The 16,455-nt window shown below is 73.8% G+C and carries 10 protein-coding genes; 6 read left to right on the forward strand and 4 right to left on the reverse strand.

Going from position 1 to position 16,455, the window contains the following annotated elements:
• Positions 1–107 precede the first annotated feature (107 nt).
• From KKR89_RS04070 to ligD, 4 genes are all read left to right on the forward strand, one after another.
• Positions 108–6,866 (forward strand): DUF7927 domain-containing protein, encoded by a 6,759-nt coding sequence (locus tag KKR89_RS04070; protein ID WP_208197979.1) that lies wholly within the window; start codon positions 108–110, stop codon positions 6,864–6,866.
• A gap of 142 nt (positions 6,867–7,008) precedes the next feature.
• Positions 7,009–7,929 carry an SDR family oxidoreductase gene (locus KKR89_RS04075; RefSeq protein ID WP_208197980.1) on the forward strand — a complete coding sequence of 307 codons (921 nt, stop codon included), beginning with the start codon at positions 7,009–7,011 and terminating at the stop codon, positions 7,927–7,929.
• 92 nt (positions 7,930–8,021) lie between these two features.
• Positions 8,022–8,159, forward strand: a complete 138-nt coding sequence (locus KKR89_RS04080) for a hypothetical protein (RefSeq protein ID WP_208197981.1) — start codon at positions 8,022–8,024, stop codon at positions 8,157–8,159.
• The gene (ligD, locus tag KKR89_RS04085) at positions 8,140–9,783 is read left to right on the forward strand and encodes a non-homologous end-joining DNA ligase LigD (RefSeq protein ID WP_255540125.1); all 1,644 of its coding nucleotides are present in this window, start codon (positions 8,140–8,142) and stop codon (positions 9,781–9,783) included. Before KKR89_RS04080 ends, ligD begins: the two co-directional genes overlap by 20 nt.
• Positions 9,784–9,813: 30 nt before the next feature.
• Here the strand turns inward: ligD and KKR89_RS04090 are convergent, their stop codons facing one another.
• Entirely contained in the window at positions 9,814–10,908 is a 1,095-nt protein-coding gene (locus tag KKR89_RS04090; protein ID WP_208197983.1) for a YihY/virulence factor BrkB family protein, read from the reverse strand.
• 214 nt (positions 10,909–11,122) lie between these two features.
• Here KKR89_RS04090 and KKR89_RS04095 point away from each other — a divergent pair, with 214 nt between their 5' ends.
• A complete protein-coding gene (locus KKR89_RS04095) occupies positions 11,123–12,775 on the forward strand; it encodes a GH39 family glycosyl hydrolase (protein ID WP_208197984.1) in 1,653 nt (550 codons plus the stop codon).
• A gap of 102 nt (positions 12,776–12,877) precedes the next feature.
• Here the strand turns inward: KKR89_RS04095 and KKR89_RS04100 are convergent, their stop codons facing one another.
• The 3 genes from KKR89_RS04100 to KKR89_RS04110 form a co-directional block, all read right to left on the reverse strand.
• Positions 12,878–13,576 carry a response regulator gene (locus tag KKR89_RS04100; RefSeq protein ID WP_208197985.1) on the reverse strand — a complete coding sequence of 233 codons (699 nt, stop codon included), beginning with the start codon at positions 13,574–13,576 and terminating at the stop codon, positions 12,878–12,880.
• Positions 13,573–14,826: a sensor histidine kinase gene (locus tag KKR89_RS04105; protein WP_208197986.1), complete on the reverse strand. Its 1,254-nt coding sequence runs from the start codon at positions 14,824–14,826 to the stop codon at positions 13,573–13,575. Before KKR89_RS04105 ends, KKR89_RS04100 begins: the two co-directional genes overlap by 4 nt.
• 86 nt (positions 14,827–14,912) lie before the next feature.
• On the reverse strand, positions 14,913–15,302 hold the full coding sequence (locus KKR89_RS04110) for a hypothetical protein (protein WP_208197987.1): 390 nt from the start codon (positions 15,300–15,302) through the stop codon (positions 14,913–14,915).
• A 100-nt stretch (positions 15,303–15,402) separates the two neighbouring features.
• Here KKR89_RS04110 and KKR89_RS04115 point away from each other — a divergent pair, with 100 nt between their 5' ends.
• Positions 15,403–16,449 carry a CPBP family intramembrane glutamic endopeptidase gene (locus KKR89_RS04115; RefSeq protein WP_208197988.1) on the forward strand — a complete coding sequence of 349 codons (1,047 nt, stop codon included), beginning with the start codon at positions 15,403–15,405 and terminating at the stop codon, positions 16,447–16,449.
• The last annotated feature ends 6 nt before the right edge of the window (positions 16,450–16,455 follow it).

The following is a 16,455-nucleotide window of genomic DNA, read 5'->3' on the forward strand; positions in this document are numbered from 1 at the left end:
GTCGGAAACATCGCCGATTGCCTCCACGAGGACGAAAACTCCGATCCGTGTGTACTGTCGGAATCGCGCCGCCGACGGCGTTGTGCCAGTGCGACCGGGGGGACGCCATGGAGAACAGCTCGCGACGCCTGCGTCGATTCGGTGCGGTGCTCGGTTCGGTGGTCCTGCTGCTGAGTCTCACCGGTGTGACGACGGCACAGGGGAGCGGTCCCGGGACCGCGCCGATGGCCGTCCCGACGCCCACCGGGAACGACGCGGTCATCACCGTCCGTGTCGGCGGGGACCGTGTCGGCACCACCGGTGTGACCGGGCTCGCGGGCGTGACGCTCCAGCTCTACGACGGCACCACCTCGCCCACCACGCCCGTCGCGGCGGACTGGGCCACGTGCGTGTCCGACGCGGACGGGGACTGCAGCTTCGTCGTCCCCGACACACAGACCGGTCTGCGCGCGTGCAACTTCTTCGCCGGGGCCAACTGCGACCGCCGGTTCTGGGTGGTGCAGACCGGCGTGCCCGAGGGGTTCACCCAGAACTCGGTGCTGCGCACGGGCAGCGGCAGCGGCACCGGCTCGGAGCTCACGCCGTACCAGTTCCGCACCGGGGAGTACCTGCGCGCAGGCAACACCTACACGTCCCAGTCCGACTTCATGGTCGGGACCGGCGGCACCAACCGCAGCGCGTCGGGCGGCACGTGGCAGCAGTCGCGCGTCAACCCCGCGCCGCTGCAGCAGTGCGGGCTCAACGTCGCGCTCGTCCTGGACCTCTCGGGGTCCGTGACCGCCTCCCAGCTGGTCGACCTCAAGGCCGCGGCCGACACCTTCGTCGACTCGCTCGTCGGCACCCCGTCGCAGATGGCGCTGTTCTCCTTCTCCTCGGCGACCCCTGCCCAAGGCGCCAGCCAGAACTACCCGGGCCTGACCCAGGTGTCGACGCAGGCGGGTGCGGACGTGTTCAAGTCCCGGTACGCGTCGTGGACGTCCGGTGGCGGCACCAACTGGGACCGCGGCCTCGCGGCAGCGGCGGAGGCGGCCGGGACGTACGACCTCACGGTCGTCATCACCGACGGCGACCCCACGTACTACTCGCAGCCCGCGCAGGGACCGGGGAACTACACGCGCCTGCGCGAGATGGAGAACGGGATCTTCTCCGCCAACGAGCTGAAGGCCGAGGGCAGTCGCGTCCTGGCGGTGGGTGTGGGCGCCGGTGTGGCCGACGCCGCCACGGCGCGCAACCTCGCGGCGATCTCCGGCCCCACCGCGTACGACGGGACCAACTCGTCGGCCGCCGACTACTACCAGGTCGCGGACTACACGATCGTCGGGCAGGCCCTGCGTCAGCTCGCGCTCGGCGAGTGCGCGGGTTCGTTGTCCGTGGTCAAGCAGATCGTCGGGCCGGAGGGCGACATCGCGAGCGCGACGCCCGGCGGTGCCGGGTGGACGTTCAACGCGTCGACCGCCACGGAGGGTGTGTCGCTGGAGACGACGACCGCCACGACGGACGCGACGAGCGCCGTGAGCTTCCCGCTGACGTACGAGGGCGGTGTGACGTCCGGGGCCATCGAGGTCCAGGAGGAGCCGCGCACGGGGTCGACGCTCTTCCCGGTGGGCGGGGCGAACGCGGTCTGCAGCAACCTCGACACCGGCGAGACCGTCACGGTCACCAACGCGGGTGACGTCGGGTTCACGGTCGACGTGCCCAGCACCGCGGCCGTGAGCTGCACCGTCTACAACCAGGAGGTGGCGCCCGCCTCGATCACGGTGGACAAGGAGTGGGTCGTCAACGGCGCCGCGCCCGTCGCGGAGGGCAACCAGCCCTCCGGCCTCACGTCCCAGCTCACGCTCACGGGTCCGCAGGGTGCCGGTGCGACGCCTCAGAACTGGCACGTGACGCGTACCGGGTACGCCTCGGGCGACTCCGTCACGTTGAACGAGGAGATCATCCTCGTGGCCCCCGACGTGGACCCGGACCTGTGCGAGGTCGCCGCGGCCCAGGTCGTCGCGGTCGACGGGCAGCCGGTCACGCCGGTCGACCTGCCCGAGACGGGCTACCAGGCGACGCTGCACGACGGCGACAACACCTACACGGTCCGCAACGTCATCCAGTGCGAGTCCCGCCTCACGCTCGCGAAGTCGGTCGAGGGCAGCGCCGACCCGGGCCTGTGGACCCTGTCCGCGCTCCCTGGCCCGGACCAGCCCGCGGGGCAGCTGCCCGGCCCGAGCGGCCAGGCCGGCACCGCCGTCGTGACCGACCAGGTCGTCACCGCCGGCGTGCCGTACCAGCTCGCGGAGTCCGCCGGGCCGCCGACGTACGTCCAGGACGACCAGCGGTCGGACCTCGAGTCCTTCCCGTCGTCGACAGGGTCGTGGAGCTGCATCCGCGTCGCGGCCGACGGCACCCAGGTGCCCGGTTTCACCGACGGCCTCAACGGCGGCGTCGTGGTGCCGCTGGCCACACGCGTGACCTGCACCGCGACCAACCGCACGGCCCAGCTCGTGCTCGCCAAGGAGGTCGTCAACGACGACGGCGGGACGGCCGTGGCGTCCGACTTCACGCTGAGCGCGGTGCCGAGCGGCACGCCGCCCGTCGAGGGGCTCGCCGAGATCGACGTCACCGGTGCGTCCGCCGCGGATGCGCAGGTCAACGAGGTGCGCCCGGGACACACGTACACGTTGGGCGAGACGGGCCCCGACGGGTACACGCTCACCGAGATCAGCTGCACCGTCGACGGGGTGACCCAGGTCGTCACCGAGGTCACGGTGGGAGCCGGGCAGTCGGAGCTGTGCGTGTTCACGAACGACGACGACCCGGCGCGGCTGACGCTGCGCAAGGTGGTCGACGCCGGGAGCACCGGGGCGACGCAGACGCCCACCGACTGGACGCTCACGGCCACGCCGCAGCAGATCGCCGGCCAGGACCCCGTGTCCGGCAACGGCGCCGACGGCGTCACGGGCGTCGAGGTGCTGCCGGGCGGGTACGCGCTCTCGGAGAGCGCGGTGGCGGGGTTCGCGCCGGGTGACTGGTCGTGCGCGACGGCCGACGGCACGGCGGTCCCGGTGTCCGACGACGTGGTGACGCTCGCGAACGGCGCCGACGTCACCTGCAGCATCACCAACACCGCGCAGCAGCCCACGCTGACCCTGGTCAAGCAGGTCGTCAACGACGCGGGCGGCACGGCGACCGTCGCCGACTGGACGCTGACGGCCGACGGTCCGACCACGGGCGTGACGGGCGTGACGGGCGACGCCGCCGTCACCGACGCACCGGTCGCGGTCGGCAGCTACGCGCTGTCCGAGGCGGGGCCCGCCGGGTACGCGGCCGGGGACTGGGCGTGCGCGACGGACGAGACCGCCGTGCCGGTCACCGACGGCGCGGTCGCGGTCGGCGTGGGTCAGGACGTGACGTGCACGATCGTCAACGAGGACTCCCCGGCGCTGCTGACGCTGCGCAAGGTGGTCGACGCGGGCACGACCGGTGCCACGCAGACCCCGGCGGACTGGACGCTGACGGCGACCCCGCAGGGCATCACGGGTCAGGACCCGGTGTCGGGCGACGGCGAGGACGGCGTCACCCAGGAGGAGGTCTTCGCGGGCGGGTACGCGCTGTCGGAGTCGGCGGTCGCCGGGTTCGCGGCGGGCGACTGGTCCTGCGCGACGGCGGACGGCACGGCGGTGACCGTCACGGACGACGTCGTGACCCTGGCCAACGGTGCCGACGTCACCTGCACCATCACCAACACGGCCCAGCAGTCGACGCTGACGCTCGTCAAGGAGGTCGTCAACGACGACGGCGGAACCGCCGCCGTGGCCGACTGGACGCTGACCGCCACCGGTCCGACCACCGGCGTGACCGGCGTGACGGGCGACGCCGCGGTCACCGGTGCGCCGGTCGCCGTGGGCAGCTACGCGCTGACCGAGGCCGGACCGGCCGGCTACACGGCCGGGGCCTGGGAGTGCGCGGCCGACGACGCGGAGGTACCCGTCACCGACGGTGCGGTCACCGTCGCGCTCGGTCAGGACGTGACCTGCACCGTCGTCAACGACGACCAGCCGGCGCTGCTCACGCTGCGCAAGGTGGTCGACGCCGGCGCGACCGGGACGACGCGGACGCCCGCGGACTGGACGCTGACGGCGACCCCGCAGGGCATCACGGGTCAGGACCCGGTGTCCGGCGACGGTGCCGACGGCGTGACCGCCGTCGAGGTGTTCGCCGGCGGGTACGCGCTCACGGAGTCGACGGTCCCCGGGTTCACGGCGGGCACGTGGACCTGCGCGACGGCCGACGGCACGCCCGTCACCGTCACGGCCGGGGTCGTGGACCTGGCCAACGGTGCGGACGTGACCTGCACGATCACCAACACCGCGCAGCCCTCGACGCTGACGATGGTCAAGCAGGTCGTGAACGACGACGGTGGGACCGCCGCCGTGACCGACTGGACGCACACGGCCGACGGGCCGACGGCCGGGGTGACCGGCGTGACCGGTGACGCGGCCGTCACCGACGCGCCCGTCGCGGTCGGCGACTACGCGCTGAGCGAGGCCGGACCCGGCGGGTACACCGCCGGGGACTGGGCGTGCGCGACGGACGAGACCACCCTGCCGGTCAGCGACGACGTCGTCACGATCGATGTGGGGCAGACCGTCACGTGCACGATCGTCAACGACGACCAGCCCGGGACGCTCACGCTCGTCAAGGAGGTCGTCAACGACCAGGGCGGCACGGCCGAGGCCACGGACTGGACGCTGACGGCCGACGGCCCGACGCCCCTGTCCGGCACGAGCGGCAGCACGCAGGTGACCGGGGTCGACGTGGACGCGGGCGAATACGTCCTGTCGGAGGCCGACGGACCGGCGGGCTACGCGGCCGGCGCCTGGAGCTGCGAGGGCGGCTCGGTGACGGGCAGCACGGTCACCGTGCCCAACGGCGAGGCCGTCACCTGCACCATCGTCAACGACGACCAGGCCGGGCTGCTGACGCTGCGCAAGGTGGTCGACGCGGGCACGACCGGGGCGACGCAGACCCCGGCGGACTGGACGCTGACGGCGACCCCGCAGGGGATCGAGGGTCAGGACCCGGTGTCCGGCGACGGCGAGGACGGCGTCACCGGCGTCGAGGTCTTCGCGGGTGAGTACGCGTTGTCGGAGTCGGCGGTCGCGGGGTTCGCGGCCGGTGACTGGTCGTGCGCGACGGCCGACGGCACCGCCGTCACGGTCGCGGACGACGTGGTGACGCTGGCCAACGGCGCCGACGTGACCTGCACGATCACCAACACGGCCCAGCCCTCGACGCTGACGCTGGTGAAGCAGGTCGTCAACGACGACGGCGGCACCGCGGTGGCGACCGACTGGACGCTGACCGCCACGGGCCCGACCGCGGGCGTCACGGGGACGACCGGTGACCCGGCGGTCACGAGTGCGACCGTCGCCGTCGGGGACTACACGCTGAGCGAGTCCGGCCTGGGCGGCTACGAGGGCGGGCCGTGGGCGTGCGAGGCGGACGGGTCGAGCGTCCCGGTGGCCGGCGGCGTGGTGACGGTGGGCCTCGACCAGGACGTCACGTGCACGGTCGTCAACGACGACCAGCCCGCGACGCTCACGCTGGTCAAGCGCGTCGTCAACGACCACGGCGGCACCGCCGAACCCGCCGAGTGGACGCTGACCGCGGACGGTCCCACGACCCTCACCGGCACCAGCGGCAGCGAGGCCGTCACCGGCGCCCAGGTCCCCGCCGGCGACTACGCGCTGTCGGAGGACGACGGCCCGGCCGGGTACACCACCGACGGGTGGACCTGCGAGGGCGGGACGGTCACCGGGTCGACGGTCGCGGTCGGCAACGGCGACGACGTCACGTGCACCGTGGTCAACACGTTCGACGCCCCGCACCTGACGCTCGTCAAGGTCGTCGTCAACGAGGAGGGCGGCACGGCGGTCCCCGAGGACTGGACGCTGCGGGCCGACGGGCCCGAGTCGGTCAACGGTGCGACGCGCAGCGAGGTCGTCACCGACGTCCCGGTGGCCCCGGGCCGGTACACCCTGTCCGAGGTCGACGGTCCCCAGGGGTACACCTCCGAGGGCTGGGTCTGCGAGAACGCCGAGGGGCCGGTCGTGCTCGAGGGTGACGTCGTCGAGCTCGCCGTGGGCGACGACACGACGTGCACCGTCACCAACACCGACCGCAGCACCCCGGCGACGTTCACGGTCGTCAAGGACAGCGACCCGTCCCGGGACGAGCAGGTGCGGCCCGGGCAGACCATCACCTACACCGTCGTGGCCACGGTCCTCACCGGTGACTCCGTCGACATCGAGCCGATCGTCGACGACCTGTCCGGCGTGCTCGGCTCCGCCGTCCTCGACGAGAGCAGCATCGAGGCCAGCACGGGCACCGCCACGCCGTCCGGGACCAGCCTGACCTGGGACGTCGGCACGCTCGTGGGCGTGCAGACGCTGACGTACCGGGTGCGCGTCAACGACGACGTGAACGGTGAGGTGCTGACGAACGTCGTCACCGCACCGGGCGCGGAACCGTGCGTCGAGCCGCCCGCGGACGCCACGCCGGCGGACGCCACGCCCGCGGACGCCACGCCCGCAGTGCTCGCCGACGCCACGGCCGGCGACGTCGTCCTCGTGACCGCGCCGATCACGACGCTCGCGGTCGCCGACGAGGAGGCGTGCCGGACCACGAGCCACCCGACACCGACGCAGCCGGCACCGCCGGTGTCGTCGGGCGGCGGGTGGCTCGCCACCACCGGTGGGACGAACCTGGGGCTCGGTGGGGCGGCGCTCGCGCTGCTCGCGATCGGGGGCGCCCTGGCCGCGGGTGCACGGCAGCGCACGGGCGCCGGCAGGAAGAGCCGCGACCTGCGGGGGTGACCCCGGGCGGTGCCGACGGCGGTGCCGACCCTCGGTGCACGCGCCCCCGCGCGTCCGATCCGGATGCGCGGGGGCGCGGCGCTGCACAGACTGGAGCGACGGCGCCCCGTGACGGGGCGCGCGACGACCAGGGAGGACTGCCGTGGCATCGCAGGACACCGACACCACCCGCACCGACCAGCTCACGTTCCAGGACCCCGTCGAGCGCTACCCGTCGATCTCCCCGCCGGAGGACCAGCAGCCCGAACCCGGCTCGCAGCAGGATCTGACGCCCGCGGCGGACCTCGGCGAGTTCTCCTACCGCGGGACGGGCCGGCTGACGGGCCGCAAGGCGCTGGTGACCGGCGGCGACTCGGGCATCGGCGCGGCGGTCGCGATCGCGTTCGCGCGCGAGGGCGCTGACGTCGCGATCACGTACCTGCCGGCCGAGGAGGAGGACGCGCGCGAGGTCGAGCGGATCATCACCGAGACCGGCCGGAAGGCAGCACTGCTGCCGGGGGACCTGACGGACGCGGAGTTCTGCGCCGAGGTCGTCGACCGCGCGGTGAGCGCGCTGGGCGGCCTGGACATCCTGGTGAACAACGCGGGCAAGCAGATCGCGACCGAGAGCATCGAGGAGATCACCGACGAGCAGCTCGAGTCGACGTACCAGGCGAACATCCTGGCGATGTTCCGGCTGGTGAAGGCGTCGCTCAAGCACCTGCAGCCCGGCTCGGCGATCATCAACACCACCTCCGTGCAGGCGTACCAGCCGTCGCCGACGCTGCTGGACTACGCGTCGACGAAGGCCGCGATCAACAACTTCACGAAGGGCCTCGCGCAGCAGCTCGCGCCCCAGGGCATCCGCGTCAACGCGGTCGCCCCCGGACCCATCTGGACCCCGCTGCAGCCGTCGGGCGGTCAGATGCCCGAGCAGCTGCCGGAGTTCGGCCAGTCGGTCCCGCTGGGCCGCGCCGGGCAGCCGACCGAGCTCGCACCCGCGTACGTGTTCCTCGCGTCGCCGGAGTCGAGCTACGTCCTGGGCGAGACCCTCAACGTCAACGGCGGCTCGCCGACCCCCTGACCCTGCGGCGCTGGCGTGCGGCGGGCGCAGCGGTTGCGGTGCGTCCGCGCCCGCCGCACGCTGGCCGGACCACGAACCGCAGGAGGCACCCCGTGAGCGAGACCGACGACGGCCGCACCGGCAGCAGCACCGACGCCGAGGACCTGTCCGACGACGGCGTCGGCGGCACGACGACCGACGAGCCGAGCTCCTTCGAGCCGGAGGAGGACCCTGACGCCGCGGACGCGTGACACCGTCACGCCCGACACTCCCGACGAGGCCGACGCGCTCGACACCTACCGCTCGATGCGCGACTTCACGCGCACGGCCGAGCCCGCCGGTGCGGCCCCGGAGCCGTCCGACGGACCCGAGCGGCGGTTCGTGGTGCAACGGCACCGGGCCCGCCGGTTGCACTACGACGTGCGGTTCGAGATCGACGGCGTCCTGGTCAGCTGGGCCGTGCCGAAGGGCCCGACGCTGGACCCCGCCGCGCGCCGCATGGCCGTGCACGTCGAGGACCACCCGCTGGAGTACGAGGCGTTCGAGGGCGTGATCCCGCACGGGCAGTACGGCGGCGGTGACGTGATCGTGTGGGACCGCGGGACGTGGCGTCCGTACAAGACCGACGACCCGGCGGCCGAGGTCCGCGACGGGCAGCTGCACGCCGAGCTCTCCGGCGAGCGGCTGCGCGGGAAGTTCCTGCTCGTGCGCCGCGACGACGCACGCTCCGGCAAGGAGCAGTGGCTCATGTTCCACAAGCGCGACGAGCACGCCGTCGACGGCTGGGACGCCGAGGACCACCCGACGTCCGTGGTGTCCGGGCGCACCAACGACGAGGTCGCGGCAGCGCCCGACCGGCTGTGGCGCTCGGGCGTGCCGGCCGACCGCGCGGAGGTCGAGACGCACCCGGCCGTGCCGGACGTCGCGGGCCCGTCGGACGACGAGCTCGCCGCGCTCGACGACCTGGGCGCGTCGGGCACGTGGGAGGTCTTCGGGCGTCGGCTGCGCGTCACCAACCTCGACAAGGAGCTGTTCCCGGGTCGCGACGACGAGCCGCCAGTCACCAAGCGCGAGCTGCTGCGCTACGCGGCGCGCATCGCCCCCGTCGCGCTGCCGTACCTCGCGGGCCGCCCGCTCAACATGCACCGCTTCCCGCAGGGCGCCGCGACGCGCGGGTTCTGGCACAAGCAGCTCCCCGACCACGCGCCCGACTGGGTGCCCCGCTGGGACCGGCCCGACGCGGACCCCGGCGAGTCGACCACGTACCTCGTCGTCGACGAGCCCGCGGCACTCGTGTGGGCCGCGAACTTCGGTGCGCTCGAGTGGCACGCGTGGACGTCGCGGACCAGCGCACCCGACCTGCCGACGTATGCCCTGATCGACCTCGACCCCGGCACCTCGACGGCGTGGGAGGACGTCCTGCTGCTCGCCCGGCTGCACCGCGACGCGTTCGCGCACGTCGGCGTGCAGGCGTTCCCCAAGCTCACGGGCCGCCGCGGCATCCAGGTGTGGGTGCCGGTCACCGTCGGGCCGTCGTTCGACGAGACGCGCGCGTGGGTCGAGCGGCTCTCGCGCACCGTCGGCAAGGTCGTGCCCGACCTGGTGAGCTGGCGCTGGGAGGTGCGCGAGCGCGGCGGCCAGGCGCGCCTGGACTACACGCAGAACGCGATCAACAAGACGCTCGTCGCGCCGTACAGCCCGCGGGCCGCCGCGGGCGCGCCGGTCTCCGCGCCGATCACGTGGGACGAGCTCGACGAGCCGTGGCTGCGTCCCGACGCGTTCACGGTCCGCACCGTCCTGGAGCGCGTCGCCGAGCGCGGCGACCCGTTCCGCGGCGCGCTCACGGGCGACCAGGTGCTCCCGCCCCTGCGCTGACCCCGGACCGGGCCCGGGACCAGGTCGGGGTCAGGACTCGCTGCGGTGGCGCCGCGACGCCTCCTCCCGCAGCAGGCGCCCCCGCTCGACGTCCTTCTCGAGCTTCTCGCGGCGCTTGTCGCTGGCGCTCGTGTCCCGCGGCGGGAGCTGGATGCTGCGCTCGGCCTCGATGCCGGCCTGCAGCTCACGCCCGCGCTCGAGCTCGGCGTCGAGCTCGGCACCGAACAGCAGGGCCAGGTTCGTCAGCCAGAGCCACAGCAGCAGCACGATGACGCCGGCGAGCGAGCCGTACGTCTCGTCGTAGCTGGCGAAGTTGGCGGCGTAGAGCCCGAGCCCGGCCGTCGCCAGCGCCCACACGACGAGCGCGAGCAGCGCGCCGACGCTCACCCACCGGAACTTCGGCTGCCGCACGTTCGGCGTCCCGTGGTACAGCAGCGCGATGGCCGCGATGACGAGCACCACCACGACCGGCCACTTCACGACCTGCCACACCGTCAGGACGGTCGAGCTGAGCCCGACGGCCTCGCCGACGGCCTCGGCGACCGGCCCGGACAGCACCAGCAGCGCCACGACCAGCACGGCGATGACGACGAGCACGGCCGTCAGCAGCAGCAGCAGCGGACGCAGCTTCCAGATCGGGCGGCCCTCGTCGACCTCGTAGATGCGGTTCATGCCGCGGCTGAACGCGGCGACGTACCCGGACGCGGACCACAGCGCGACGACGAGCCCGACGACGAGCGCCAGGCCCCCCGCGGGCGCGTCGCTGAGGTTCTCGAGCACGGGCCGGAAGCTCTCGACCTGCTCGCCCGCGCCGGCACTCTCGCCCAGCTCGACGATGCCGTCGATCACCTCGTCCGGCCGGTCGACGAGCGAGAGCAGCGAGACGATCGCCAGCAGCGCGGGCGCGAGCGCCAGCACCGCGTAGTAGGTCAGCGCGGCCGCGAGGTCGGTGCACTGGTCACCGAGGAACTCGCGCACCGTCGTGCGCAGCACGTACACCCAGGACCGGCGGTGCAGGTCGGTGGGGGAGTCCGGCTTGCGCGGGTCGTCGGGGGCGGGGGCGTCGCTCTTGTGCGCGGCGGCGCCGGGGGCGTCGTCGGCGGGAGCGGGGGTCGTGGCGCTCATGAGCCCTCCGGGTCGGGATCGATCGTCTGCTCGCTGCCAGCATGCGGCGAATCGCCCTCACCCGCACGGCGCGGGGGCGGGCAGGGCACCAGCGCGGCTCGCTTGACCCGCTGCTTTAACGTTCATATGGTGCGTTGGCCGACGGTGCCGCGACACCGTCCGGCTCGACACTGCCCGGCTCTCGACGAGGAGACGTCATGCCCAGAGGTGCGCTGTGACACATGCGGGTACGTCCGCGCCCACGGTGGACGGCGCACCCGCGACGGGGCGTCCGCTGCACCACGTGTGGAACCAGTGCGTCGGCGCGGGGCGCGCCAACGAGGCGCTGCGGGCCGACTGGCAGGCGCACTTCCGGGAGGCCGTCGACGTCCTGGGCGCCCGCTACGTGCGCTTCCACGGGCTGTTCCACGACGACATGTTCGTGTACCGCGGCAACGACGGCGGGGGCGGCGGCTTCGGCCCGCCCACGCCGCTGGCCGAGCCGGTCCACACGTTCAGCTACGTCGACAAGGTGTTCGACTTCATCCTGTCGACCGGTGCGCGGCCCTTCGTCGAGCTCGGCTTCATGCCGCGCGACCTGGCCACGCAGACCGAGACGCTGTTCTGGTGGAAGGCGCACTGCAGCCCGCCCAACGACATGGGCCGTTGGGCCGACCTCGTCGCGGCGAGCGTGCGGCACTGGATCGAGCGGTACGGCATCGACGAGGTGCTGCAGTGGCGGTTCGAGGTGTGGAACGAGCCGAACCTCGTCCCGCTGTTCTGGACCGGCACGCGCACGCAGTACTTCGAGCTCTACGAGGCGAGCGTCCGCGCGATCAAGGCCATCGACGAGCGCCTGCTCGTCGGCGGGCCGTCCACCAGCGTGTTCGTCCCCGACGACCGCTACGCGGGCGAGTACGAGGACAGCAGCAAGTCGATCGCCACCGGCCAGGCCGAGGACCCCGACGCGCTCGACTGGCGTCCCGTGTGGGTCGAGGAGTTCATCGCCTGGTGCCACGAGCGCGACCTGCCCGTCGACTTCTTCACCGCGCACCTGTACCCGACGGACTACGCGGCCACGCCCAGCGGCGGCGCCAAGGAGATCAGCCGGTACGTCGACGCGACCTACGACGACCTGACGCTGCTGCAGCGCATCGTCGCGGACAGCCCCTACGCGGGCGCCGAGATCCACATCACCGAGTGGTCGACGTCGCCGTCGAGCCGCGACCGCAGCCACGACACGCTGTTCGCCGCCACGTACATCACGCGCGCCTACCTGCGGTGCGCGTCGCTCGCGGACTCCATCTCGTACTGGACGTTCACCGACGTCTTCGAGGAGGGTGGTGCGGGCCTCGGGCCGTTCCACGGCGGCTTCGGGCTCGTCAACGAGCAGGGCCTGCACAAGCCGACGTTCCACGCGTTCTCGATGCTCGCGCAGCTCGGCGACGAGGTCCTGGCCGAGCTGCCGCACGGCGTCGTGACGCGTGACAGCGCGACCGGCCGCGTCGCCGGCGTCCTGTTCAACTACCCCGACGAGATGGGCGGGCGGTCCGTCCGCGCGCAGAACACGTACGCGGCCGCACGCGGCCTGGCCGACGTGGGCACGCCCCGCCGGGTCACGCACACCGTCGCCGGGCTGCCCGCCGGGGCCACGTTCGACCTCGTCCAGCTCGACTGGGAGCACGGCAACGTGGCCGAGGCGTGGCACGCGATGGGGGAGCCGATCAACCTCACGCTCCCGCAGACGGCCGCGCTGCGCGACGCGGCCGACGACCTGCTGCGTCGCACGCTCACCGCGTCGGACGACGGCGTCCTGGAGATCGACCTCGACCTGCCGCCGTGGGCGGTCGTGGGGATCGTCCAGACGGACCCGCGTCCGGCGGCCTGAACCGCGGCCGCGCCCGTCCTCCTCGTCGTCCTCGACGGGCGCGGCCGCTGCACCACCCGCCGGGCGCCGGCACCCCGGGCACCGACCCGCCGGCGCCGGCGCTCAGACGTCCCCGGCCTCGTGCACGCAGATCGCGATGTGGGTGCGGTTCTCGGCCGGCATCTTCTCCAGGATGCGGCTGATGTGCGTCTTGACGGTCGCGACCGTGATGAACAGCTCCGACGCGATCTCGGCGTTCGACAGCCCGCGGCCGATGGCACGTGCGACGTCCCGCTCGCGGTCCGTGAGCTGGTCGAGGCACTGGCGCGCGGCGGTGCGCCGCTCGTCGCGCGGGCGCTGCGTCACCGAGGCGATGAGGCGGTCGGTGACGGACGGCGACAGGGTCGTGCGCCCCGCGCCCGCGTCGAGCACGTGCCGGACGATCTCGGCCGGCGGGGTGTCCTTGAGCAGGAAGCCCGCGGCGCCCAGGCGCAGCGCGCCCAGCACCATCTCGTCGGTGTCGAAGGTCGTGAGGATGACGACGCGCGCGTCGGGCTGCGTCGCGAGCAGCTGCTCGGTCGCCGCGAGCCCGTCCAGGCGCGGCATGCGGATGTCCATCAGCACGACGTCGGGGGACGTCCGCCGCACGACGTCGAGCGCGTCCACCCCGTCGGCGGCCTCCCCGACGACCTCGATGGCCGGCTCGGCCCCGAGGATGAGCCGCAGGCCGACGCGCACGAGCGTCTCGTCGTCGACCAGCACCACCCGCACCGTCGGCCGCACGGGCTGTCCCACCGTGTGCTCCGGCGTCGTCGTCGTCACGTCTGTCCCTCCGTCGCGGCCGCCCAGGGCAGCCAGGCCTGCACCATGAAGGTCCCGTCGGCCCGGCGGCGCGCGTCGAGCTCGCCACCCGTCAGCCGCACCCGCTCCGACAGCCCCGTGAGCCCCCACCCGGACGTCGGCAGCCGCGTGGCCGGCTCGTGCTCCGGCACGGGGTTGGTGACCTCGAGGGCGATGCGCTCGCCCGGGGCGCCGTGCAGCCGCACGTGCACGGGTGCGCCCGGCGCGTGCTTGCGGGCGTTGGTCAGCGTCTCCTGCACCACGCGGTACAGGTGCCGGCTCGTCGAGACCGGCAGGCGCGCGAGGTCGTCCTCGCCGACGCGGTCGAGGACGAAGGTGACGGGCGAGCCCGCCGCGCGCGTCCCCTCGACGAGCTCGCCCACCTGCGCGAACGTCGGCTGGGGGCGCGAGCTCTCCTCCGCGGCGCTCGGGTCGCGCAGCAGGCCCAGGACCTCGCGCAGCTCGCCGAGCGCCTCGTGGGCGTTCTCCCGTACGACGGCGGCGGTCTCGCGGACCTGCTCGGGGTCGAGGCCGGCGCGGTACTCCAGGGCGCCCGAGTGCAGTGCGACGAGCGACAGACGGTGGGCCAGCACGTCGTGCATCTCGCGGGCGATGCGGTTGCGCTCGGCGGCGCGGGCGCTGTCGCCACGGGCGTCGGACTCGCGGCGCGCGATGGCGGCCTGCTCGCGCAACGACGCGACGAGCGCGCGCCGGCCACCGATGAACATGCCGGTGACCACGACGAGCGCGCTGAACACCAGCTGCGCGGCGATCGCCCACAGGTTCTGGGCGGGCAGGGCCTCGGTCGGCACCACCCACTGGCTGAACGCCCGCTCGCTGACGAGCGCCGCCCCGCACCACAGCGCGTAGACGGCGCCGATCTCCAGCCACTGGCGCCGCGTCGCGAGCGACAGCACCGCGAGTATCACGAGACCCACGGAGAACAGCGAGAACGACCCGAGCACCACGAGGACGCCCGTGATCACCAGCGGGGCGCGACGGCGCAGCACGTACAGCGGCGCGCACACCAGCACGCACAGGAGGTCGACCACGAACCAGGTGGCCGCGGTCGGCGGGACGTCGAGCTCGGCCATCCCCGACAGGCCGACGCCGTAGATGGCGAGCCCCGACGAGCCGCCGACGACCAGAGCGAGCAGCAGCCGCCAGGCGTGCGCCCACGTGCGCCGCGCCCGGCTGGGCGAGGGCGGCGCGGTGGGGTCCGTCGAGGTCACGTCGTGATGCTAGGTCGCGACGCGCGGGCGCCGGATCGGTCGCGCGGACGACTCGCCGGACCGTGCCGAGGGTCACCCCGTGCTGGTCAGCGGCCCCAGCCGGGGTCGAACGTGAACGCGTCGCCCGCGAACGGCGCGAGCGCGGGCGGCGCCGGGAACGGCAGCGTCCACGTCGGGGCCGCCTCCTCGCTGACCGCGTTCAGGTCGTCCTGCTTCACGACGACCCGCGTCGGGCTCACCTCGACGAGCCGGACACGGACGACCGTGCCGTCGTCGTGCGTGAGCTGCCACAGCTCCGCCAGCCAGTGCAGCCCGTGGGCCTCGAGCGCGTCCTCGGCGTCGGTCCAGTCGAGCGGCCCCGTGAGGTCGCGTCCCAGCCGGTCGACGGCGACGAACCCCTCACCCGACGGGCGCACCCACCCCAGCAGCTCGCGGTCACCGCTGCGGCGGTGCTCGACCCAGGTCTCGTGCGGCATCCGGCGATCGTAGGCGCGCGGCGGGGGCCGTGGGGAGGAGATGTCCGGGCGCTCGGCCGCGACCGATGTGCCCGGGCGTCGGCCGGGTCAGGATGGTGCGGTGAGCAGCGCGCACGTCGTCGTCGACCCGTACGAGGTGCCGGGCACCTACGCCTACCACCGGCTGGCGCGTACCCGGCCGGGGTGGCGCTGGTGGCGGCCGCTGCTGGTCGGGGTCGTGGCGTGCGCGCTCTACGTCGTCCTGCTCGCCGTGGGCGGCGTCCTCGTCGCGGTCGCGGCGCTGGCGTCGGGGCCGGGCGGGCTCGACGCACTGGCGGGGCTCGACGTGCTCGACCTGGGCGACCCCCTCGCCTTCGCGGTCGGCATGCTGACGATCATCGCGATGCTGCCCGCGGTCGTCGTGGCGACGTGGCTGCTGGGCGCGCGGCCCACCGGCCTGCTCGCCTCCGTCACCGGGCGCGTCCGCTGGGGCTGGGCCCTGCGCTGCCTCGTGCTGGCCGCGGTGCTCGCGCTCGTCGTGCAGGGGGTCGACCTCGCGCTCGCGGCGGCGCAGGGCTCCCCGTGGCAGCCGCGCGTCCACGACACGACGTGGGTGCTCCTCGGGCTCGTCCTGCTGCTCGTGCCCGCGCAGTGCGTCGCCGAGGAGGTCGTCTTCCGCGGGTACCTCGTCCAGACGCTGGGTGCCTGGGTGCGGCACCCCGCCGTCGCGATCGTGCTCCCCGTGCCGCTGTTCGTGGCCGGGCACACCTACGTCGGCCTCGCGATGGTCGACACGGCCGTCTGGGCGCTCGCGATGGGCTGGCTCGTGTGGCGGACGGGTGGTCTCGAGGCGGCGGCCGCGGCGCACGTGGTGAACAACCTCGTGGTGTTCGCCCTGGGCGCGGTCGACCTCGCCGACCTCGACCTGGTCGACATCGGACCGGACGCGCTCGCGGTGTCCACGGCGTCGACGCTGGCCTACGTCGGAGTGGTCGAGGTGCTGGTCAGACGCGGGGCCGTGGCATCCGCGCGGGTGGTCACGGCGCCCGCGCCGCCCTCGGCAGCGGCCCCGCACGGGGCGCCGGGCGGGCCCGCGTGCCACGTCCCGGACGCCGTCGGGCGCGGCGTTCGTCCCGATGTCGCACGGTCCGCGTCACCGCCGCCGTGACAGGAG

Origin of the sequence: Cellulomonas dongxiuzhuiae (assembly GCF_018623035.1) — a bacterium.
GTDB lineage: Bacteria > Actinomycetota > Actinomycetes > Actinomycetales > Cellulomonadaceae > Cellulomonas > Cellulomonas dongxiuzhuiae.